At 36.6% G+C, this 22,466-nt stretch carries 14 protein-coding genes; 11 read left to right on the top strand and 3 right to left on the bottom strand.

Going from position 1 to position 22,466, the window contains the following annotated elements:
- The first annotated feature begins 2 nt into the window (after positions 1-2).
- The 7 genes from BUC16_RS10515 (at position 3) to BUC16_RS10485 (ending at position 11,283) form a co-directional block, all read left to right on the top strand.
- Positions 3-1,541 (top strand): RagB/SusD family nutrient uptake outer membrane protein, encoded by a 1,539-nt coding sequence (locus BUC16_RS10515; RefSeq protein ID WP_073370433.1) that lies wholly within the window; start codon positions 3-5, stop codon positions 1,539-1,541.
- A gap of 204 nt (positions 1,542-1,745) precedes the next feature.
- A complete protein-coding gene (locus tag BUC16_RS10510; RefSeq protein ID WP_073370432.1) occupies positions 1,746-3,611 on the top strand; it encodes a chondroitinase-B domain-containing protein in 1,866 nt (621 codons plus the stop codon).
- Between the two features lie 231 nt (positions 3,612-3,842).
- Positions 3,843-4,547 (top strand): FadR/GntR family transcriptional regulator, encoded by a 705-nt coding sequence (locus tag BUC16_RS10505; RefSeq protein WP_073370430.1) that lies wholly within the window; start codon positions 3,843-3,845, stop codon positions 4,545-4,547.
- Between the two features lie 202 nt (positions 4,548-4,749).
- A complete protein-coding gene (locus BUC16_RS10500; RefSeq protein ID WP_073370428.1) occupies positions 4,750-6,036 on the top strand; it encodes an MFS transporter in 1,287 nt (428 codons plus the stop codon).
- 20 nt (positions 6,037-6,056) lie between these two features.
- Positions 6,057-6,821, top strand: a complete 765-nt coding sequence (locus BUC16_RS10495) for an SDR family NAD(P)-dependent oxidoreductase (RefSeq protein ID WP_073370427.1) — start codon at positions 6,057-6,059, stop codon at positions 6,819-6,821.
- Between the two features lie 183 nt (positions 6,822-7,004).
- Entirely contained in the window at positions 7,005-8,909 is a 1,905-nt protein-coding gene (locus BUC16_RS10490) for a sialate O-acetylesterase (protein WP_073370425.1), read from the top strand.
- 58 nt (positions 8,910-8,967) lie between these two features.
- Positions 8,968-11,283, top strand: a complete 2,316-nt coding sequence (locus tag BUC16_RS10485; protein WP_317614994.1) for a chondroitinase-B domain-containing protein — start codon at positions 8,968-8,970, stop codon at positions 11,281-11,283.
- A gap of 114 nt (positions 11,284-11,397) precedes the next feature.
- Here BUC16_RS10485 and BUC16_RS10480 read toward each other — a convergent pair whose 3' ends face one another.
- From BUC16_RS10480 to BUC16_RS10470, 3 genes are all read right to left on the bottom strand, one after another.
- A complete protein-coding gene (locus tag BUC16_RS10480) occupies positions 11,398-13,635 on the bottom strand; it encodes a nitric-oxide reductase large subunit (RefSeq protein ID WP_073370424.1) in 2,238 nt (745 codons plus the stop codon).
- A gap of 9 nt (positions 13,636-13,644) precedes the next feature.
- Positions 13,645-14,376, bottom strand: coding sequence for an iron-sulfur cluster repair di-iron protein (gene ric / locus BUC16_RS10475; RefSeq protein WP_073370422.1), 732 nt, complete (start codon positions 14,374-14,376; stop codon positions 13,645-13,647).
- Between the two features lie 86 nt (positions 14,377-14,462).
- Complete coding sequence (locus BUC16_RS10470) at positions 14,463-14,897, bottom strand: RrF2 family transcriptional regulator (protein WP_073370421.1); 435 nt, start codon at positions 14,895-14,897, stop codon at positions 14,463-14,465.
- 609 nt (positions 14,898-15,506) lie between these two features.
- Here BUC16_RS10470 and BUC16_RS10460 point away from each other — a divergent pair.
- From BUC16_RS10460 to BUC16_RS10445, 4 genes are all read left to right on the top strand, one after another.
- A complete protein-coding gene (locus BUC16_RS10460) occupies positions 15,507-17,021 on the top strand; it encodes a hypothetical protein (protein ID WP_141226131.1) in 1,515 nt (504 codons plus the stop codon).
- Positions 17,018-17,311 carry a T9SS type A sorting domain-containing protein gene (locus BUC16_RS10455; RefSeq protein ID WP_073370416.1) on the top strand — a complete coding sequence of 98 codons (294 nt, stop codon included), beginning with the start codon at positions 17,018-17,020 and terminating at the stop codon, positions 17,309-17,311. The genes BUC16_RS10460 and BUC16_RS10455 overlap by 4 nt, the downstream gene beginning before the upstream one ends.
- 251 nt (positions 17,312-17,562) lie before the next feature.
- The gene (locus tag BUC16_RS10450) at positions 17,563-21,216 is read left to right on the top strand and encodes a rhamnogalacturonan lyase family protein (protein ID WP_141226130.1); all 3,654 of its coding nucleotides are present in this window, start codon (positions 17,563-17,565) and stop codon (positions 21,214-21,216) included.
- A 65-nt stretch (positions 21,217-21,281) separates the two neighbouring features.
- On the top strand, positions 21,282-22,418 hold the full coding sequence (locus BUC16_RS10445; RefSeq protein WP_141226129.1) for a hypothetical protein: 1,137 nt from the start codon (positions 21,282-21,284) through the stop codon (positions 22,416-22,418).
- Positions 22,419-22,466 lie beyond the last annotated feature (48 nt).

Raw genomic sequence — 22,466 nt, 5'->3', positions numbered from 1 at the left:
TTATGAAAGCATTCAAATATATAATGGTTCTTTTATTGGCTGGTTTAACTGGATGTAGCGACATCATCGATTTATATCCGGAATCTAACATAAGCACAGCCACCTATTACTCCAATTATGGCGAGATTAGAACTGCGTTGACAGGTTGCTACAGAGGGCTTCAAAAACCCTTGTTGGAGGAATGGAAAATGTCGGAGTTGCGCAGTGACAATTCGATAATGGGTGTGCCTGGATCTACTTCGTCCGTGAATTATGATTTGAGTTTTTTGGATGAATTTTATCCATCAAGTTCTCATCAAGGTATTTATAATTATTGGTTGAATACTTATAATAACATAAGAAGCGCCAATCTTGTTTTAAATGCTGTTAAAGCAAATTATAATGCGAGTACAGGTAAAATTGAATATGAAAATGCCGCAGTTCCGGTGACAGAAGCTGAACGTAAAAGTTTGGCTGCCGAAGCTTCCTTTATCAGGGCTTACCATTATTTTAATTTGGTACGATTGTATGGAGGAGTGTTCTTGATACATGAAGCAGTAACTCCAGCAGAATCAAAAACGATAAACCGTTCTTCTAAAGAAGATATTTACAAATTGATTGAAGCCGATTTGGTAAATGCAGCAGCCTATGCCAGCAGTGCCAAGTTTGGTGTCATACCTGCTGAACTTGGACTTGCAAACAAATGGTCTGCAAAAGCATTGTTGGCCAAAGTGTATCTCACTTTAAACAGAAAAGCAGAAGCGGCAGTCTTGTTGAACGATGTTGTTTCGAATAGTGGTTATGGTTTGGAATCTTCTTATGCCAATGTTTTTTCCATTTCCAATGAAATGAACAAGGAAACACTTTTTGCCATTCGTTTCAAAGCTGGTGGTTTGGGTATGGGTAACACCCTTCCTAATTTATTTGCTCCATTAAATAGTGGTTCTGCTGTAATAAATGGAGACGGTAGCGGAAATAATACCCCTGCCGGTGAATTGAATACTTCCTACGCTGCAACAGATGTTAGAAAAGCAGTCAATATTGGGGTTTTTGGTACAGGAACAAGAGCAGTATTGTATGTTAAAAAATACATTTCAGTGGTGACGATAGCGAGAGATGCGGAGAATGACTGGCCTGTTATTCGCTATTCGGATGTGTTGTTGATGCTGGCGGAAGCCAATGGAAATACTCCTGCAAGTATGGGATTAATTAATCAAGTGCATACGAGAGCAGGTTTGACAGCCTTGCCTACCACGGTATCGACGGCTGTTTATGAAAAGGCTTTGGCAGACGAAAGAAGATGGGAATTTGCTTTTGAGAACCAACGGTTTTTCGATTTATTGAGGTTAAATGTTACCTCTACCACTTTGACGGCAGAGAAAATATTGAGCGACCACTTTGCGGTAATGTATCCTTTGCATTATTCACTATATCCTGATCCAAAGTTAAGTCTTTCAACTCTTCAAGCAAATGCAGATTCAAATCATATGTTGTTGCCTATCCCACAGTATGAAATTGATACCAATTCGTTTATAACGATTCCACAAAATGATGGTTACTAAGAAATAGTTTTAAGTTTAGTTTTTTTTAAACACCCAATATCAGCAGTTACAAAGCCTTGATATTGGGTGTTTTTTTGTTGCTTTTATAAATCTTTTAAAAAAAGATTGAAAGTTGGGAAATTTTGATTTATATTTGGTAAACCAATTTGATTAACCAATTTGGAAAACCAAAAATAATTTATAAAAACTTTAAAATTTTTAAAAATGAAAAGAATTATACCTATTAAGCGACCTGCTTTTTTTATGATTGTAAATCTTAAATTCTTTTTTTCAATTGTGGCAATAATTGCATTGAGTTTGAATATGAGTTCACAAACAGTTACAACTCTTGCCGCCTTTAAGACTGCAGTAAATGCTGCCGTTCCAGGCTCCACGATTATTGTTAAAAATGGCTCATATACAGATTTTGTTGCGTCTATTACCAAATCTGGCACGGCACAACAGCCAATTACGATTAAAGCAGAAACTGTAGGGGGGGTTACTTTGACTGGAAATTCTAATTTTGGAATTAAAAAATCAGCTTATATTAATTTTGAAGGTTTTGTGTTTAATTGTACGAGCAATAGTACTTTGATAAAATTGGAGGCATCCAATAATGTCCGAATTTCAAAAAATGTTTTTGAACAGAATGCAATAACAGCTACGGTAAAGGTAAGCTGGATTGTGGTTGTCGGGACTTTTGATGACTATACTTTTCAAATGTTGAGCCATCATAATAGAATAGACCACAATATCTTTAAAAACAAACTTACCATGGGGAATTTTATCACAATAGATGGGACTTATAATCAAGCCAGAACTGAAAATTACCAGTCCCATCATGATAGAATTGACCATAATTATTTTTACAATAACTCTCCAAGAGCCGAAAATGAAAAAGAGTCCATCAGAATTGGAAATAGTCTTTTGTGTAATTCCAGTGGTTTTACAACCGTTGAATTTAATTTGTTTGAGGAATGCGATGGAGATCCAGAAATTGTTTCCGTGAAATCGAATGATAATCTAATTCGATACAATACATTTACTAGAAGTCATGGAAGCTTAACACTTCGTCAAGGTAACAGAACTCGAGTAGAAGGTAATTATTTCTTTGGAGGAGGAAAGGCTGATGCAGTGTACGTGCCAAACCCACAAACAACTCCACCAACCACACCACAACCAATCCATACTGGAGGTATCAGGGTATATGGGACTGACCATGTTATCGTGAATAATTACTTTGAAGGTTTACAAGGGACGGTTTGGGATGCGCCAATAGCATTGACTCAAGGAGACGTGATTACTGGTGAGAGCACCGACCCTAGTCTGCATTACAGGCCTGAGCGTGTCACTATTGCATACAACACATTGGTGAATAATACGTACGGAATTGAACTGGGCTATACAAGGGCAGATGGTACGTACAATAAAAAATTGGCAGATATTAAAATTGCCAACAATTTAGTCGTTGGGTCACAAAATAATCTGGTCAGATATTTAGCAGATCAGCAGGGAGCAATAACTTGGGCCAACAATATAATGTATCCAACAGGAACTGCACAGTTGGTTACCGGTGGTCCTGCGTTTACATCTGACCAAGTATCAGTTCAGAATCCAAACCTAGCCTTAAATGGTACAATATGGAAAGCCACGAATACTTCTCCGGTCATTGCAGACGCGGTTCCTTCTTTGAATGTGAATATCGATATTGATGGTCAACCACGATTGGCAATTAGTAACGCAGGTGCGGATCATTTCAGCACCGAGCTTGTCACTTATTTTCCTGTGACAATCAACGATGTAGGTCCAAATTCACCTGAAGGAAGCCTTTCTGTCGTTACGTCAATTGCTCCCAAATCCCTACTGTACCCAAATCCAACTAAAGGACATTTTGAATTGGCCATTCCGTTTTTGCAAAATGAAATAGCAGTGGAATTAATCAATATTCACGGGCAGGTTGTCGGAAAAGGAGTTTATCCCGTGGTTTCAGGAAGGGTTCAATTAAATCTTGATAATCAGTCTACGGGTGTTTATTTTTTGAGGGTTAATTTGGACGGAAAACAAATGAATTATAAAGTAATTAAACAATAAAAGATGATGCATTATGGATAATTTGAAAAAATTTCATGATTTAATTTTTTTTAATTAAAAAAAGAAGTACATTTGGTTATCCAAATTGGTAAACCAGTTTTTAGGTCAGAAAAATAAATTATTTCCAGGTGGTTTTGTATGTAGATTATATTATATTTTATGTTGGATTTTTTTGTAATTTCGCATAAACCAATCTGGTTAACCAAATTTTTTATTTTAAAATTATAAATTATGAAATTAGAAGTACACGTAAAAAAAGATCATCGCGAGGCTATGAATAGCATAATTTCAAAAATCAGGGATTATATTAATTTCAAAAATTTGGAACCAGACGACAAGCTGCCATCGGAGCGAATGCTGTCTGAAAAGTTTGGAGTAAGCAGGAGTAGTGTTCGTGAAGCAATACAAAAATTAGAATATTATGGCATACTAAAATCAATTCCGCAAAGTGGAACTTTTGTGGCGAATATTGGAGTGATTGCCATGAATGGCATAATAGACGATATTTTGGAATTGGATGATTTTAATTTTAAATCACTGGTTGAAACAAGAATTTTGTTGGAGCTTAAAACGGTTAGGTTGGCTGCAATAAGAAGAACTTCGGATGATTTAATAAAGATTAAGGCTGCTTTACAGGCTTATACGGCAAAAGTATTAAATGGGGAAGATGCCGTCCAAGAAGATTTGCTTTTTCATTTATCTATTGCAAAAGCCAGTGGAAATGCAACCATAAACAATTTGATGTTGATAATAACTCCTGAGATTATCACCAATTTTGGGAAATACCATGTTTGCGATGAAAATCAGGCTACAATGGGGATTAAGGAACATACTGATATTTATGAGGCTATCATAGCCCAGAATCCACAGTTGGCAAAACAAAAAATGAAAGAACATTTTAAAGCACTATACCAGTATTGTTATAACATTGAATAATACACAAGCGGGAGATGAAATTATGTACAAGAAAATGAAATAATAGAACAATACGGTTTTTCATTTTTTCATAAATCTATTATCTCCTAATTAATATTTTTTTAGATTTTTAAAATCAAGTTTACCTTATTGAAAAATACAGGTACAGGGATTCTTAGGTTTATTTTTAATATAGAAACAGCTCGAAATAAAACATAATACAATGAAAGTTAAAGGATTAAGATGGATGATTATTGGACTAATATTTTTAGCCACGGTTATAAATTATATTGATAGAAGTGCGCTTTCTATTATGTGGGGCAATGAAAATGTTAAAGGTTCCATTTCTCAATCATTGGGACTTACAAAAGATGATTATGGGAATATTCTAAATGTTTTTATGGTTTTCTATGCGCTTGGGCAACTTTTTTCAGGAAAATTGTTTGATAAAGTAGGAACCCGTATAGGATATGTAATCAGTATTGGTGTTTGGGGAATATCATCCTTTATGCACTCAACGGTTCGAGGCCTATTTTCAATTGCGTTTTTTAGAAGTACTTTGGGATTATCAGAAGCGGGAAATTGGCCTGGAGGAGTGAAGAGTAATGCCGAATGGTTTCCGATAAAGGAGCGTGCCATTGCGCAAGGGTTGTTTAATGCAGGTGCTTCTATTGGATCGGTAATTGCGCCGCCTTTTATAGCCTCTCTTTTTGTTGCTTTTGGATGGAGAATTACTTTTATGATTGTGGGATCTTTCGGAATTCTTTGGATAATACCTTGGTTGCTTATAAACAAGGCAGGTCCTAAAAAACATCCTTGGATTACAGCAGAAGAACAAAAGTATATTTTGGAAGGACAAAGCATAGCTGACCAAAATGCTACCGAAGATACAAAAGGGTTAAGTCTTAAAGAAATTCTTTCGCACAGGGAATCATGGGCAATTGTTGTTGGGCGTCTATTCTTGGAGCCTATTTGGTGGTTGTTTGTGGGTTGGATGCCAATTTATTTGTTTGATGTTTACGGTTTTGACGTAAAACAAGTGGGGATGTTTGCTTGGGTGCCTTATGTGGGTGCTGCCATCGGAAGTATTGCTGGTGGATATGTTTCAGGAAAAATTATTGCCAGAACAAATTCGATTGACAAGGGAAGAAAGACCACAATATTAATTGGAGGAGTGATTATGTTGTTGGGACTAATGGCAACCATAATGTTTGCCACGACACCAGAACGTTTCGTTTCAATTGTATTTGTTGTGCTATTTGGTTTCCAGTTTTCAATTGGAAATGTTCAAACCTTGCCAAGTGATTTGTTTAGCGGAAAATCAGTAGGTTCATTAGCTGGGTTGGGAGGAATGGTCGGAGTATTTTCGGTAATCATTATGAACTTTTTAGTGCCTAAAATTGCGGTAGTATCTTATACTCCAATTTTTATAGCCATTGCGGCCTTTGTTCCCCTTGGTATTGGTGCAATTTACTTCTTTGCACGAAACATTGAATCAGTAGAAAAATAATAAAATTAAAATTAAATAAAATGAGTAAATTAAAAGGGAAAGTAGCGGTTGTAACTGGTGCAACTGGAGGAATTGGTTTCGCAGTAGCAAAAAGATTAGGTAAAGATGGATATACAGTCGTTTTAAACGGTATAGATGATGAAGCGGGAGCTCAAAGAGTAGCAGAACTTGCTGCAGAAGGTATTTCAGCAGAGTACTATAGTTTTGATGTAACAAATGATGAAGCTGTTACGGCTAATATCAATAAAATTGGAGAAAAATACGGAAAAATAGATGTTCTGGTAAATAATGCAGGTGGTATAGGTGTTAGAGCTAGATTTGAAGAGATGACAACAGCGGAATATAAATTCGTCATGGCTTTGAATCTCGATTCAGTATTTTTTGCTTCAAGAGCCGCCATACCTTTTCTTAAAAAAGGAGAAAAAGCTTCTATCATAAACTATACATCAAATGCAGCTTGGAATGGTGCTGGTCCTGGAGCTGGTATTTATGCAACCTCTAAAGGTGGGGTGCAATCTATCACAAGAGCTTTAGCTAAAGATTTAGCTGAGTACGGAATTAGAGTAAACGCAGTTTCTCCGGGTACAATAGATACCCCTTTTCACGCACAAATTAAAGCTACTAAACCTGAACTATTTGCTTCTTGGAAAAATACAATTTTGTTGGGTAGATTAGGAGAGGCAGAAGAGGTAGCTAATGTTGTGGCTTTCTTGGTAAGTGATGATGCATCCTTCTTGACAGCTGAAACTATCCAAATAGGTGGAGGTCAGGCTTTAGGTATATAATTGAATTTGGATCATATAAAAATGCCTAATTGATTTTTTAATCATTATACATTACAAGACTAAAAGCCTGCTACAATAAAATATATTATTTTTTTGATGCAGGCTTTGTTTTTTTAGGATTGGTTCTAAATCGATGAATCAATTTAATGCTTTGCTTTAACGCTTTTAATTTTTTTATCGGTCATGAAATATCTAATTTCTTTTCTTTTACTAATTTCTTCAGGTTTCACTTTTGCAAAAGTATCTCTACCCAAGTTTTTTTCAAACCACATGGTTTTGCAACGTGATGCACCCATTACAATTTATGGCTGGGCCGATGCAGGCAAAACTGTAAAAGTCAACTTTAACAACAAGAATCTAGAGACCAAAGCCAATGCAAGTGGCGAGTGGACCATACATTTTAAAGGGCAAAAAACAGGAGGTCCTTATAAAATGACAATTGCCGAAGACAATGAAATTATTTTAGAAGATGTTTATGTTGGAGATGTTTGGTTTTGTTCCGGACAATCCAATATGGGTTGGAAACTGGAAGATGCTTTAAATGGAAAAGAAGAGCTTTCGAAAGCCAATTATGAAAAAATAAAATTGCTGCAAGTCTCAAGAACTATGGCTGGTTTGCCACAAAAGGACATCGAGAAAGGGCAATGGGAAACTTGTTCTCCTGAAAATGCTTTAGGATTTTCGGCTGTTGCGTATTTTTTTGGAAGAGAGCTCTATCAAGAATATAATGTTCCAATAGGATTGATAAATTCTTCATTTGGTGGAACCAATATTGAGGCTTGGATGAGCGAGGAGATGATGGGGAAACATGAGTCCGCCAAAAAGGTGATTGCTGAAATGAAGAACATCAATTTTTCGGATGTAATTAAGAATTACAACAAAGATTTCAAGAACTGGGAAGACAAAGCGGATAAACTGGATGTTGGAATGCAAGAAAGATGGTTCGATAATTCCTATGACAAATCCTCGTGGAAAACCATAAATGTTCCAATTTTATGGGAAACTGCAAAAATAACGCCAAGCGATGGAATCGTTTGGGTTTCCAGAACTTTTGAATTGAACGAGAAAGAGTTGTCCGAGAAAGAATTCCTGTTGAGCATTGGTCGTGTTGACAATGAAGATGTCACTTACATCAATGGGAAAATTGTTGGTGAAAGTAAAATTAAAGACTTGGATCGCTTTTATAAAATTTCCAATACCCTATTCGTTGTTGGAAAAAACACGATTACGATTCGTGTAAAAAACAGTGGCGATATTGGCGGTTTCCGCAGTGCCAAAGAAGCACTATATCTACAAACAGGACAACAAAAGATTTCTTTAGCCGGTGAATGGAAATACGAAATAGGAACCAAAAATATAGAAGAAGTTCCCGTGAGACAGCATCCTAACATATATCCTACATCATTGTATAATGGAATGGTTGCACCGTTTTTGGGTATTAAAATCAAGGGCATCATTTGGTATCAAGCAGAATCAAATTCTAAAAATGCTGTTGAATATGTCGATTTATTTAAAGACATGATTACCGATTGGAGAAAAAAATGGAAATCTGATTTCACTTTTGTTTTTGCCCAATTGCCCAATTATGCAGGCCAAAATAATCGTTGGATTACACTTCGTGAATCACAAGCCAAAGCATTGGAATTGAAAAATACAGGAATGGCTGTTTTGATTGACGTGGGTGCAGATGATAATATTCATCCAATCCACAAACAGATTGTTGGAAAAAGAATGGCGACAATTGCCGGAAATCTGGCTTATGGCAAAAAAGAATGGAGTGCTTCGGCTCCTGTTTTTGAAAAATACAAAACGGAAGGAAATACACTATTGGTCACTTTTAAAAACGGAACATTTGCTGCAGAAACTCCCAAATCTGGCATTAGCGGTTTCATGATTGCCGGCAGCGACAATAAATTCTATCCCGCAAACGGCTATTTGCAAAACGACATGAAAACCATAAAGTTGAGCAGTGACAAAGTTTCAGCGCCAAAAGAAGTTCGGTATTTGTGGGATGATGCTCCAGGGAAAGTAATGCTTTATAACAAAGACGGGCTTGCAACTCCGCCTTTCAGAACCGATGATTTGTAATTACACTTTTTGATGTTATGTTGATTGAATTCTTGGTTTGTTTTAATAATTTTTAAAAATGGAATTAATGAGAAATTTGTTGTTTTTTGGTGTTGTATTTTTATTGTTTTCCTTTGGCAAAAAAGAAAACGGCAACATTATTAAAGTAAATAACCAGGAAGAGTTAAAATCCGCCATCAAGAATGCCGTTGCCGGAGAAGAGATTGTTCTTGCCAATGGTGTTTGGAAAGATGTCCAAATTAAATTTTATGGTAAAGGAACTAAAGGCGCTCCCATTGTTTTACGTGCAGAAACAGCTGGGAAAGTGACTATTGAAGGGGTTTCCGATTTGAAAATAGGAGGAACCTATCTAGAAGTGAGAGGGCTTTATTTCAAAAACGGATACACGCCTTCGAATACTGTCATTGATTTTCACATTGATTCCAAAACAATTGCCAATAACTGTAAAGTATATGATTGTGTTATCGAAGATTTCACGCAACTTAATAGAAATAAAGAAGATCATTGGATAGAATTCTGGGGAAGACACAATCAATTAGACCATTGTTATATTACCGGAAAATCAAATTCTGGACCTACAATTTTGGTGGCCTTGAAAGGAAACGAACACATTAACAACTACCATCAGATTACCAACAATCATTTTGGACCAAGACCCAGAAAAGGAGGACCACACGGTGAAACCCTGCAAATTGGAGATAGCAATACATCAATGGCGCCATCTTATACCAATGTGGCCAATAATCTTTTTGAGCGTTGTGACGGAGAGGTAGAGATTATTTCGAATAAATCCAACAACAACGAATACAGAAACAATATTTTTTATAAATGCGAGGGTTCGTTGGTTTTAAGGCACGGAAATTATTGTACCATCGACGGTAACATGTTTATTGGAGATGACAATTCTGAATTTATGGGTGGAATACGGGTCATCAATACGGGTCATCTAATCACCAACAACTATTTTTATAATATTAAAGGAAAAGAATTTAGAAGTGCTTTGGCAGTAATGAATGGCGTTCCAAAATCACCACAAAACCGGTACAATCAAGTAACTGACGTGGTTGTGGCCTATAATACTTTTCTCGATTGCAAGACTCCTTGGCAGTTTAGCGTGGGTGCAAATATGGACAAAAGTGATGTTTTGCCGGCGCAAGAAATACGTTCCGCCAGACCTGAAAGAATGATTATGGCCAATAATATTATTTTTAATCATGTGGCCGATGAGTTTCCAATAAAGGCCTACGACAAAGTTGATGGTGTTTTGTTTAAAAATAATTCAATGAACGGCGCCAACAAAAGTGAAGTCAAAGATGACGGCCTAAAAACTGAAAACCTTGCAATGTTCAAGTTGTCCGAATGGTTGTATGTGCCTACAGTAGACCAAAAAGAAGTGTATGCCGGATTTGAGTTTGAAAATATAAAACAGGATGTTTTTTCAAATAGCAGAGCAACAACAAATGGAATGGGGGCAATCGTTTTACCGGTAGACAAAAGCAAGGGTGCAATCAACAAAAAAGCCTATGGTGCACATTGGTTTTCGGATGAGACTGTATATGAAACTCCAAAAACAATTCGAGTGGCTTCAGAAAATGAATTGACCGCAGCATTGGCCAAAGCGACATCTGGAACTACAATCGAATTAAAAAAAGGAATATACAGGATTGCTGCCTCTTTGATAATTGACAAGAAAATAACGATTAAGTCCAAAGACCAAAAGAATAGAGCCACGGTAGAATATTCAGGTAAAGACAATACTTCGGCTTTCTTGATGGGAGCTAAAGGAAATTTAACTTTGGAAAATATTGTTCTCAAGGGAGGAAATGGGCAACATGCTTTTGCAACCAAGGAAAAAGAAATGTTTTCTGCGTATAATCTAAAGGTCAAAAATACGGAAATAAGCGATTTTGATTGCGTTTTAAATGCTTATAAAGATTCTTTTGCCGACACAATTTCAATAGACAACACGGTAATTAAAAAATGCAAAAGAGGATTGAAATTAGCAGATGAAAATGACGATCTAGGTGAATATAATGCCGAGTTTGTCTATATCAGGAATTCTAAATTTGAGAATATTCAAAACAACATTTTGGATTATTATCGTGGTGGCTATGACGAGTCCACAATAGGAGGAAACCTGGTTTTTCAAAATAACACCGTTGTGAATTGTGGCAAGGAAGAGAAAAGCGGGGTTTTGATAAAAACAACAGGAATTGTCAATGTAGAAATTTCAAAAAACAGTTTTCTAAACAATACCATAAAATTTATTGCAATTCTTTGGGGTGAAAAAAATCAGGAACCAAAAGAGAATTCAATCAAAAATTCAGGTGAATTTAAAATCGAACAAAATTTAAAGCAAAAAATGATGTACTAGATACAAATAACGATGGTTTTTGTGTATTGTTATTTCAAATCGAGACATGTCTTAAAAAGCAAACCCTTAAACATTTATTGTTTAAGGGTTTGTTTTTGTAATGAGGATATTATATTACTTGTTTTTGTTTTTTAATGTTAGATCAAATACAAACCAAGCGAAGGAAACAATACCTATTGCAAAGAGAACATCGCCAAAGGTACGTAGCCATTTTAAAGTAATCATGGTAGGATCTTGCATTAATTCAGCTGAACGGGCATACCACATTCCTTTTTCGATACTTTCGATGGCTTGCCAAATACCTATTGGTAGTAAACTCATCGTTGCCATTAAGAACAAACCAATATTTAGTGACCAGAAAGTGGTTTTAATTAACTTGTTGTTCCATAATGTGTTTCTATACAAACTTCTTAGCACGAATAACATCAAACCAATTCCCAACATTCCATAAACGCCAAACAATGCGGTATGACCATGAAGAGGAGTAGTGTTTAGCCCTTGAACATAATACAAGGCAATTGGAGGATTAATGATAAACCCGAATATACCAGCTCCAAGGAAATTCCAAAAAGATACGGCAAGCATAAAATAAATAGGCCATTTATAATCATCGACCCAGGCTGTCGCTTTGGAAAGTTTATAGTTATGATACGCTTCATATCCGATAAGGGTTAGCGGCACCACTTCCAAAGCACTGAATGTGGCTCCCAAAGCCATGACGGCACTTGGCGTTCCCGAGAAATACAAATGGTGAAACGTGCCTAAAATTCCTCCAGACAAAAATACTATCGTGCTAAACAATACATTTAATGTGGCTGTTTTTGTTTTCAATAAACCCAAACGAACAAAAAGGAAAGCAATTACCACTGTCGCAAATACTTCAAAGAATCCTTCAACCCATAAGTGGACTACCCACCACCTCCAATATTCGGCAATGGCAAGATTTGTTTGTCTGCCCCACATTAATCCAGCAGAATAGAAAAGAGCAATCGCGGAACAAGAAATTAAAAAAAGAATGATTAGATTTTTTTCTTCTGTTTTTCTTTTTAATATAGGAAGTAGAGGGCGAACCATTAAAGCCAACCACAAGAAAAGTCCAACCAACAAAAAGATTTGCCAAAAACGACCTAAATCAACATATTCATAACCTTGATGTCCAAGCCAGAAATTTTGAACCAAGTTTAGTTTTTGCATCACTCCAAACCATTGACCGATCATTGATCCAACAACGATTATGAGTAAAGCAATGAACAAAAAGTTTACGCCAAAACATTGAAATTTAGGGTCTTTTCCTGAAACTGCCGGAGCAATATACAATCCAGTAGCCAGCCAGGCTGTTGCAATCCATAAAATGGCCAATTGGGTGTGCCAAGTCCTGGTCACGGCATAAGGCAGGAATTTGTCTATTGGAATTCCGTATAAACCATTTCCTTCGACACCATAATGGGCGGTGACAATTCCCAACAGCACTTGTAAAATCATGAGCAAACTTACGACCCAGAAATATTTTTTCACCAAATACATGGATGGTGTCATTCCTTGTTTTAAAAGTGGATCTGATGTAGGTATTGGCAAGCTTTCTCCTTCGCCGGATTTTGCATGATAGAAAACCAATAATCCAATACACAAAATCAATGTAATAATGCTGACTCCCGACCAAGCCATTAAATCTGTGGTGGCTTTGTTTCCCACTAATTCATCTGCAGGCCAATTGTGCGTGTATGAAATATCGGAATTAGGACGTTCTGTAACTGTTGCCCAGGTTGCCCAAAAAAAGAATGCATTCATTTTGTGCATTCTATCTGCGTCCTTGATGGCATTTTTTGGAATAGCATAATCATTTCGCAATTTGTCAAATTCGGGAGAATTTGTAAACAAACCTTCATAATAATGACTTAAATATTGAATGGCCAAAACTCTATTTTCTGAAATAGTTATTGTTTTGGTATTTTCATCGTATCTATTGGTTCTCAAATCTGCTTGTAAACGTATTTTCAAGGCAGCTTGCTTTTCCTTGTCTAAAGCACTAAAATCTTTTTTAAAATCCTTTTGTGCATAAAGGTTCAATATAAATACAGCTTCTCTATGAAGCCAGTCGGCTGTCCAATCTGGTGCTACATAAGCACCGTGTCCCCATATGGTTCCCACTTCTTGGCCTCCCATACTTTGCCAAACATTTTGACCATCTTTTATTTCTTGGTCAGTAAAAATTACTTCCTTGTTTTCTGAAATTATTTTTTCGGGAATTGGTGGAGATTGTTGGTAAATTTCGTAGCCATAATAACCTAAAACTCCAAAGGAAAAGATGGCTACCAATAACAATCCAATCCATAATTTTTTTTCTTGACTCATAATTTTAAATTAATTTTTTTGGGACAATTCTTTTTCCAATTCAATTGCTTTTGGAAACAAAATATTATTCTCTAAATGAATGTGCAGGTGTAAATCTTGCTCAAATTCTTTGAGTAATGCAATTGTCACCCTATAAGTATTGCAAGCATCTTCTGGCGGAGTGTAATTATTGCTCAGTGTTTCAATTTTTCCAAATCGTTCTCCTTCCGTGGTGTGTTCATCCATCATCATTTGAATAGGGTTTTGTACGGTACCAAACTGCGGTGCTTCCCACTTGGAATTTTCTTGTTTGGTTTTAACCATTTTGCGTACACTAGGAAATAAAATGAGTTCTTCTTTTTTCATGTGCATTGCCAATTCGCCGGCAGTAGCATTGAAATGTTCGTTGATTTCAAATAATTCAGGATGACGTTCTCCGTGAACTCTACAAATTTTATCAAGGTAGGGTTTTATTTCCAGCGTTTTTTCTTGAACATAACGATGGTGTTTTTTCTCGATATAATCTGCCAATAAATCTATTGGCCAAGATTTATAATCGGTTGTATTCTCTGATTGGGATTGTATGAGTGCATTCAAATCTGAAACAACTAATTTGTCGTCAATTTTTTTTGCCTCACAAGCATCATTAATGGTTCTGTTGCCTTGACAGCAAAAGTCGATACCGTATTTTTTGAATACTGATGCAGTTCGGTAGTCTTTTGCTACCAATTCACCTATAATTTGGTCTTCTTGAATATTCATTTTTTTATAATTTAAAGTTTTATATTAATGTGTATGTTTTTTGTGATTATTTTGGACAAAAATGTCCACTATTAAATTAATTTTTTTTATCGTTTTAAAAAAGTCAATTTTTTTTCATGGTCCACGGCCAATGTTTTTACTGTAGTTGTTTCCAGCATTTTTTTGAGTTCATCCCTGACTAGTTTAAATTGATTGTGTACGGGACATGGTTTTTTTTCATTGCATTTTTTTAATCCTAAACCACAACCATTGTAAATTGAATCTCCATCAATTGCGAAAACTATAGTACTCAGCTTTATCTTTTCCATTTTTAGTAACTCCATTGAGAATCCGCCAGTAGGACCTTTGTCGGAGTTTATAATGAAACTTCGGCATAGGTGTTGCAGTATTTTTGAAGTATAAGCTGTTGGCGATTCAATTGCTTCCGAGATTTCTTTCAAACTCACTTTTCTTCCTGTCAAAGATTGTTCGGCAATGTAGATTGACGCCTTGATTCCGTATTCGCAAGCTTTTGAAAACATTTGTTCTTTTTTTACAGGACAAATGTAAGCATTTATTTTTAATAGTAGACTAATTAGTCCACTATTTTTGCGATGTGATTAATTTATGCATTTGGTTTTGGCGAATAGTTGGTCTTGAGTGTTGGGGCAAAGCCAAATATGCCAAATAGGGAAGGAGCAAATTATTGTTTAATATGGGATTGGTTTGATAAATGCAAACTGCGGATGTTTCAAAAACAATTCGGATTAACGTCAAAGAAATACAGTCAGCAAGACAAAAATCTGCTTTCTCAAAAAGGTTGGCGTGCCAAGATAGTACCTTCTGCTATCAAATTTCTGTTTTATTAATTTATTGTAAATAAGCTGTTTGTGTTTTTTGGCCAAGTAAAAATGTATCATTTGGCTGATTTTTAGAATCATTCAGCCGATTTTACAAGGGCTTGATTACGCTAAATTCGTAGTAAATCAAAGAGTGTTAGTAATTGCTTGTTTTAGAACGGACTAACAGTTTTTCGAGGGTGAACCAATACTATTAGCTAAGCAATTTTTAGATAGATTCTAATACTGCAAACACTAAAACGCAAATTTATATGCTATTTAATTTTTAACCATTAATCATTATTATTTATTATGAAAAAACAACTACTTTTTGAGTTAACACAGTCTCTTTTGCGAAAGATGTCTTTTAGAATCACTGCTTTTACAGTTTTAACCCTTTTGACGGTACAATCTTCCTTTGCCCAGAAATGGACGGTTTTAGGCTCTGGTTCGGGTTCTATATCATCAGGTGCTACTTTGTATACGAGTATTGCCGTAGTAAATAACGGAGCGGTTTACACTCCTTATGTTGCATTTACGGAGGCAACTATAGGAAAGGTAAAAAAACGATTATCTGATGGTACTTGGTCGGATGTAAGCACAGGCCTTCCAGGAACAGCCGTTACATACACACGTTTATTTTCCAATAGCCTTGGTGAATTATTTATCACTTATATCGATGGATCTTCAACGCCTGTTAATAGATTAGCGATAAAAAAATTAGATTTTAATGATTCAACCTGGAAATCTATAAATAACGACGATGCCAACACATTATATGTTTCAACTAATAGTGCCAACCCAAATACAAACAGCAATTTTACCTCTGCCAATCGTTGTTCTATAGTTTTTGATTCTTCCAACACTCCTTATATTGCTTATGTTGAATCAAATAATCCATATCTAAAAAAATTCGATGGAACAACATGGGTAAATGTTGGTACCCAGCCTATTTCGGCAGACGTGGCAATTTCACCTGATTTAGCATTAGATTCTAATGGTTACCCTTGGGTTTCCTATACTAAATTAGCAACTACAGGTGCAACTACAGGATCAATTTCCTTGTTCGGTTATAATGGTAGTGTATGGACTGATTACTCACCTTCAACTCCTATCACTAGTACCCGTTTTACCTGTATTTCATTTAAAGACACCAATACCTTATATTTAGGTTATGCGAACACTTCATCCTCTACCAGGGCAACAATTGTTGCTTGTAACAAATCATTACCTGCCGGAACCGGATGGGGATTGGCTACGGCTATTGGAACCAATTCTGCCTCTTATATAAGTATGATTAAAGATAATTCGGGAAACTTGTATTGTGCTTTTCGTGATGCTTTTACTGCAACCCCTACAAAAATTTCACCAAGAGTAATGTTTTTAGGTACCAGCCAATCTGTTTGGACAGAATTGAAAGATCCTTCCGTTACTTATGGTATAGAAGAACAAACTCTTTGGCCTTCAATTGCAATAGGTAATGCTTCTTATCCTTATGTAGCGTATTCTACCAATACTACTCCAACCTTAGCTACTGCCCGTGTATTTGATCCATTAATCAAATCTTCGGCAGTGACTGCAATTACTTCTACTACAGCCACAGCGGGTGGAGAGGTGTTGTCAGGAGCAACATCAGTTGGGACTGTAACGGAGCGCGGAATTGTTTATGGGCTTACCTTCAATCCCACAACTGCTGATACTAAAATTGTAGATGGCGCAACGACCACAGGCATGTATACAAGCCCAATTACGGGGCTTACAGATGCTGTGACCTATCATGTAAGAGCCTATTTATTTTTAGTAACGGAGCTGTTCCTGAAGTCTTGACCACTGTTTATGGCTACGATGTTAGTTTTACTGCCGGAACTTTGTCTACTGATTCTTTTGAAAAATCAGATTTAGTAAAAGCATATCCTAACCCAACGAATGACATTGTAACGGTTAGTTTGCCAGATGCTGCTGTTGTCGAAAAAATAGCAGTGTACAATAGTTTGGGACAATTAATGCTTACGGAAGCAAAAAGCACCGTTTCGCTTCAGCATCTTGCCAAAGGAACTTATTATCTTACGATATATACATCCGAAGGGAATTTTGCAAAAAAGATTATTAAAAAGTAGTCTTTAAAAATTAAAACAGGAAAGGATAAAAACGGATTTATGCTGATTTTGAATATAAATCCGTTTTTTAACCTGTGTCCAATTCTATGAATTATAGTCAACTTCTTTAAGGAAAGACATTAATAAAAACCCAGATAGGCTTAATCTTCCAAAGGAATAAAGGCTGTCTGGTTATTCTTTATAATTACATTCAAGGAATTATTGCCCTTTAAAAATCAAATTATTAAAAAAAAAACCATTTGATCATCAAAATGAAAAAACAATTAATTTTAGATTTTACGCAGTTTCTTTTCCGAAAGATGTCTTTTGGAATCGCTGCTTTTACAGTTTTAACACTGTTGACAGTGCAATCTTCCTTTGCCCAGACATGGAATATATTAGGCAATGAAGCACAGATAGCCTCTGCAACTTCCCTATATACCAGTATTGCTGTAGTGAATAATGGAGTTGATTTTATTCCTTATGTTGCATTTACCGAAAGTGGTGTGCCAAAAGTAAAAAGACGTTTAACCGACGGAACTTGGGAGCAAGTCGGTGCAAACCTAAGCACTAGTGCCACTTATACCCGCCTTTTTACTGATGCAATTGGTGACTTGTACGTCACTTATATTGATGGTTCTGCAGGTTCTAAATTAGCCGTAAAAAAATACGACTATATTAATGGAACTTGGGGTGCCTTAAATCCTGATGACAGCAATACAGTTTATGTTTCCACAGGTAATGCGGGTATGGGTTCAGTAAGTGGGTTGCAACCAGCTCATCGTTGCTCTTTAGCATTTGATTCCTTCAACACCCCCTACATTGCCTATATTGAATCAGGCATGATACCTTATGTCAAAAAATTCAATGGCACGGCATGGGAAACTGTTGGTACAGGTGCTGTTACTACAGGCTTTGCAGCAGCACCTGGTTTAGTCATTGATGCTACAGACAAACCCTGGTTAGTGTTTCTCAAATTAACTGCCACTACTGATGGTTCAGGTACTGTTGGATTATACAGTTTTAATGGTAGTACTTGGACTGAATCGGTAAATCCAACTCCTATCACAAGTGTCCGTCATCCCGCAATTGCTGTTAGAGATGCTAGTACACTTTGTATCGCTTATTTTAGTACTGCAAATACCAATAGAGCTACTGTTACTTCATTTGACAAATTAACTAACACTTGGAGTTCAGCAACGACTATAGGAACAAGAGATTCCCCTTACATCAGTTTAATTAATGATAATTCAGGAAATCTCTATTGCTCTTTCCGTGACAACGTAAGTACAACATCGGTTCTTGCCATTAGAGTATTCTTTTTGGCTGCTGGAGCTGCTTCATGGACAGAATTAAAAGACCCTACTGTTCCCAATGGTGTTGACCAAACCGGCACAAGCTGGCCGGCTATTGCCATAGGTGATGCAGCTTATCCTTATGTGGTATATACCAAAACAAATTCGAGTAGCGTGGTGTCTCCCATTGCCAGGATGTATGTACCGCCGCCGCCACCGGCAACACTTACCACTAACAATATAACCAATATAACCACTACCACAGCTGTGGCAGGAGGTAATATTACCTCCGACGGAGGAATAGCAATAACCGAAAGAGGTGTGGTGTATAGCAATAGTAACTCAACTCCTACTACGGCAGACTCTAAAGTTGCCGATACTAGTGGCGGAATGGGGAATTTCTCGGTTTCACTCACTAACCTTACTCCTGGAACATTTTACCACACCAGAGCCTATGTCATTAATGGTGGAGCTCCTGTTTATGGCAACGTAGTTAGATTGAGCAGTTTACAAATACCTGATGCGGTAGTATCAACTTCTAAACAGGTTGAATACTTAACTAGAGGACTAGTTGCTGTTAAAAAATCCAGTTCCGTATTTTTAAGTTGGAGACTTCTTGGTACCGACCCGTCAAATATTACATTTAATGTGTATAGAGATGGGGTAAAAATTAATTCTAGCCCTATTACTACTTCAACTAATTATACTGATAACTCGGGAACTATAAGCAATACTTATGCCATTAGCCCTGTAATCAGCGGAGTTGAAGGTACCCAAACAAGTCCAACAGCAGTTTGGTCAACTAAACATCTATCCATACCTCTTCAAATGCCACTAGGTGAAACTTTACCTGACGGACAGACTTATACTTATACTGCCAATGATGCCTCTGTAGGTGACGTTGATGGTGATGGTAATTATGAAATCATTTTAAAATGGGAACCTACCATTGCTAATCACAATTCAGGTGGTTATAGTGGTAAGCAAATTTTTGATTGTTATAAACTAGACGGAACAAAACTATGGCGTATCGATTTGGGCTACAATATGAATGGAGGCCCTCATTACAACCCATTTATGGTGTATGACTTTGACGGAGACGGAAAAGCCGAAATGATTCTAAAAACAGCAGACGGTACCGTTGATGGTGTCGGGACTGTAATTGGGAATCCCAACGTAGATTATCGCAATAGCTCTGGTTGGGTACAACAAGGCCCTGAATTCCTAACTGTTTTTAACGGATTAACTGGTGCTGCCATGGCAACCGTACCTTACCAACCCGCTCGTGCTAACACCTCCGATTGGGGAGATAGTTATGGTAACCGTCAAGATCGTTTTGTATCGGCTGTAGCCTATCTTGATGGTGCAAGACCAAGCTTGATAGTGGGACGTGGATATTATCAAAAACTAATGCGTGCAGCTTATGACTGGCGCAATGGGCAACTTACACTACGTTGGGTTTTTGATAGTAAAGATTCTACTCATCCTGAATACAACGCTTATTCCGGACAGGGGAATCATCAAATGACCATTGGTGATGTGGATGGTGACGGTAAGGATGAAGTAATTAATGGTTCCAGTGTCATTAATGACGATGGAAAACCACTTTGGACTTATAGAATGGGGCATGGTGATGCATTGCACATGACCGACATGGATTTAGACCGTCCTGGGCAAGAAATTTGGATTAATCTGGAATCTCCAAGTAGCTATACTCCAATGGGGCTTAGACAATACGATGCCAAAACAGGACAAACCAATTGGGGAATTGAAACCAGTGGCGATGTGGGACGTTCTATGGCTGGCGATATAGACCCTAACTACAGAGGTTATGAAATGTGGGGTTCTTCAGGTGATTCCGTATATGATGTCAAAGGAAATCCAATTAGTACCTACAAACCAACTTATAACTCCGGAATTTGGTGGGATGGTGATTTAGGTCGTGAAATAGCTGATAAAAACGTCATAGATAAATGGGATTATATAAACAAAAAACCAACTCGTCTATATACTATTTATAATGACTATCCTGTTACGTCAAACAATGATACAAAAGCGAATCCTTGTCTGCAAGCAGATATTTTGGGAGATTGGAGAGAAGAAATTATGCTTCGTAAATCCGACAATACCGAATTGGTCATTTTTACAACAGATATCCCAACAACTTATCGCATCCCAACATTGATGCACGACCCACAGTATCGTACAGCTATTGCTTGGCAAAATTCAGGCTACAACCAACCTCCTTATCCAAGTTATTATTTAGGGTATGATATGGCTATTAATTCTACGACAGGCAATATTGTAACACCTACACCTAATATTTTTGTAGCAAAAACTAATAGTTTAGGTTTATTACCTAATGGGCAGATGACATCATCAGCAATGAAGGTTTATCCTAATCCGACTTCAGGTTTGTTTTCATTACAATTAGACAGCGTAGAATCTGGAAAAGCAACCGTAAAGATTGTTGCCTTGAATGGGCAAATTGTTAAACAACGTGATGTTTTATTAACAGGGCAAAGTCAAACGGTTTTGTTTGATATCTCTGCTGAGGCAGTTGGGGTGTATTTGATAAAAGTTACTACTAAAGCAGGTGAAACTACACAAAAAATCATATTACAAAAATAGAGCATGATAAATGGCAAGGCGGCACGTCCATCAAAGGAACGAGCCGCCTTTTTTTAATAGATAAAATGAGGTATATTTTAGTTTTTGTATTGGCCTATTTTGCGCCATCATTTATGAAGTCTGGGGAACTATTGGCGCATATTAGCAAGACAATCTATCTTCAGGGCAAAGTGGGAGAAAAGACGTTGGTTATAAAAATGTTGTGTTACGATGAGTCTCCCATTAGAGACATGACTTATTTTTTTGATGATGCCAAAAAAGACTGTTTTTTTAAAGGCAGAATTATGGGTAATGCTTGGCGGTTCTATCCAGAATCCGTAGCGGTAAACCAAGCTCCAGAAAATAAAGAGGAGTTGTTGATTGCCGAAAACAAGAACGGTTCCTGGAAAGGGTATTGGCTTGATAGTACAGGAAAAAAAATCAATGTCAATCTAAATCCGATCAATAGTATTCCCGCATCTAAATTCAATTATTTTTCCCAGATGAATGATTTGGATTCTTATGAGACATACAAGATTTCAAAAATTAATCTGACTAAAGGAAAAACAGAAAAAACTTTAAAAAATGTTTCAATTGACTGGTTTTTGGAAAAAGAATCGGGAATATCCTTTTTTAGATTGAGTAGCTTGAACAAGAAATTGAAAGTGGATAATCTAAATGTAGCTCTTGAAACTATGCATTTGGCACTTATACAAAACTATTTGCGTTCTAGGCCAGATAGAAAAGAGTTAAATGTATCGGCTGAAATTCTGTATTTGACCAAAGATTTAATTAGCTTCAAAATAATTTCGAATAGTATTTTTAAAGTACAAAATCCTTCCAAGTCACAGCAGTTGGTTACTTTGGATATTCAAAGTGGAAAACAGATAGATTTGGAGAGTCTGGTATGGTTTGGAAAAAAAACAGACAAAAAGCCTTCTGCAAATGATGTTCAAGGGATCTATGAGTATAGAAAGTATGTTTTTGCCTCTAAAATTTTTTCGATATTGAAAACACTTTATCCAGATAAAATGAAAAATACTGTTTGTGGATTAAATAAAGTAGATGCCTGGGCAGTACCTGCCTATGCAGTAACGAAGAAAGGATTGTTGTTGGGGTTTTTTCCTTCCGGGAATTGCAGTATTCTTGATTGGGCAATTATTCCGTATAAGTCGCTAACGCCGTATTTAGAAAAAAAATACAGTTTAAGTGTCCTAAATTAAAACCCTAATTTTTATCATAATTTAAATCTTTTAATTACTTACCAAGTT

The organism is Flavobacterium fluvii, from assembly GCF_900129545.1.
GTDB classification, from domain to species: Bacteria; Bacteroidota; Bacteroidia; order Flavobacteriales; family Flavobacteriaceae; genus Flavobacterium; species Flavobacterium fluvii.
Note: the sequence above shows the minus strand (reverse complement) of the source record. Positions and strands in the feature narration are given on the sequence as shown.

Coding starts and splice junctions, on each gene's coding strand:
- BUC16_RS10515 (WP_073370433.1), top strand. CDS start 3: ATGAAAGCATTCAAATATATAATGGTTCTTTTATTGGCTGGTTTAACT.
- BUC16_RS10510 (WP_073370432.1), top strand. CDS start 1,746: ATGAAAAGAATTATACCTATTAAGCGACCTGCTTTTTTTATGATTGTA.
- BUC16_RS10505 (WP_073370430.1), top strand. CDS start 3,843: ATGAAATTAGAAGTACACGTAAAAAAAGATCATCGCGAGGCTATGAAT.
- BUC16_RS10500 (WP_073370428.1), top strand. CDS start 4,750: ATGAAAGTTAAAGGATTAAGATGGATGATTATTGGACTAATATTTTTA.
- BUC16_RS10495 (WP_073370427.1), top strand. CDS start 6,057: ATGAGTAAATTAAAAGGGAAAGTAGCGGTTGTAACTGGTGCAACTGGA.
- BUC16_RS10490 (WP_073370425.1), top strand. CDS start 7,005: ATGAAATATCTAATTTCTTTTCTTTTACTAATTTCTTCAGGTTTCACT.
- BUC16_RS10485 (WP_317614994.1), top strand. CDS start 8,968: ATGGAATTAATGAGAAATTTGTTGTTTTTTGGTGTTGTATTTTTATTG.
- BUC16_RS10480 (WP_073370424.1), bottom strand. CDS start 13,635: ATGAGTCAAGAAAAAAAATTATGGATTGGATTGTTATTGGTAGCCATC.
- ric (WP_073370422.1), bottom strand. CDS start 14,376: ATGAATATTCAAGAAGACCAAATTATAGGTGAATTGGTAGCAAAAGAC.
- BUC16_RS10470 (WP_073370421.1), bottom strand. CDS start 14,897: ATGTTTTCAAAAGCTTGCGAATACGGAATCAAGGCGTCAATCTACATT.
- BUC16_RS10460 (WP_141226131.1), top strand. CDS start 15,507: ATGAAAAAACAACTACTTTTTGAGTTAACACAGTCTCTTTTGCGAAAG.
- BUC16_RS10450 (WP_141226130.1), top strand. CDS start 17,563: ATGAAAAAACAATTAATTTTAGATTTTACGCAGTTTCTTTTCCGAAAG.
- BUC16_RS10445 (WP_141226129.1), top strand. CDS start 21,282: ATGAGGTATATTTTAGTTTTTGTATTGGCCTATTTTGCGCCATCATTT.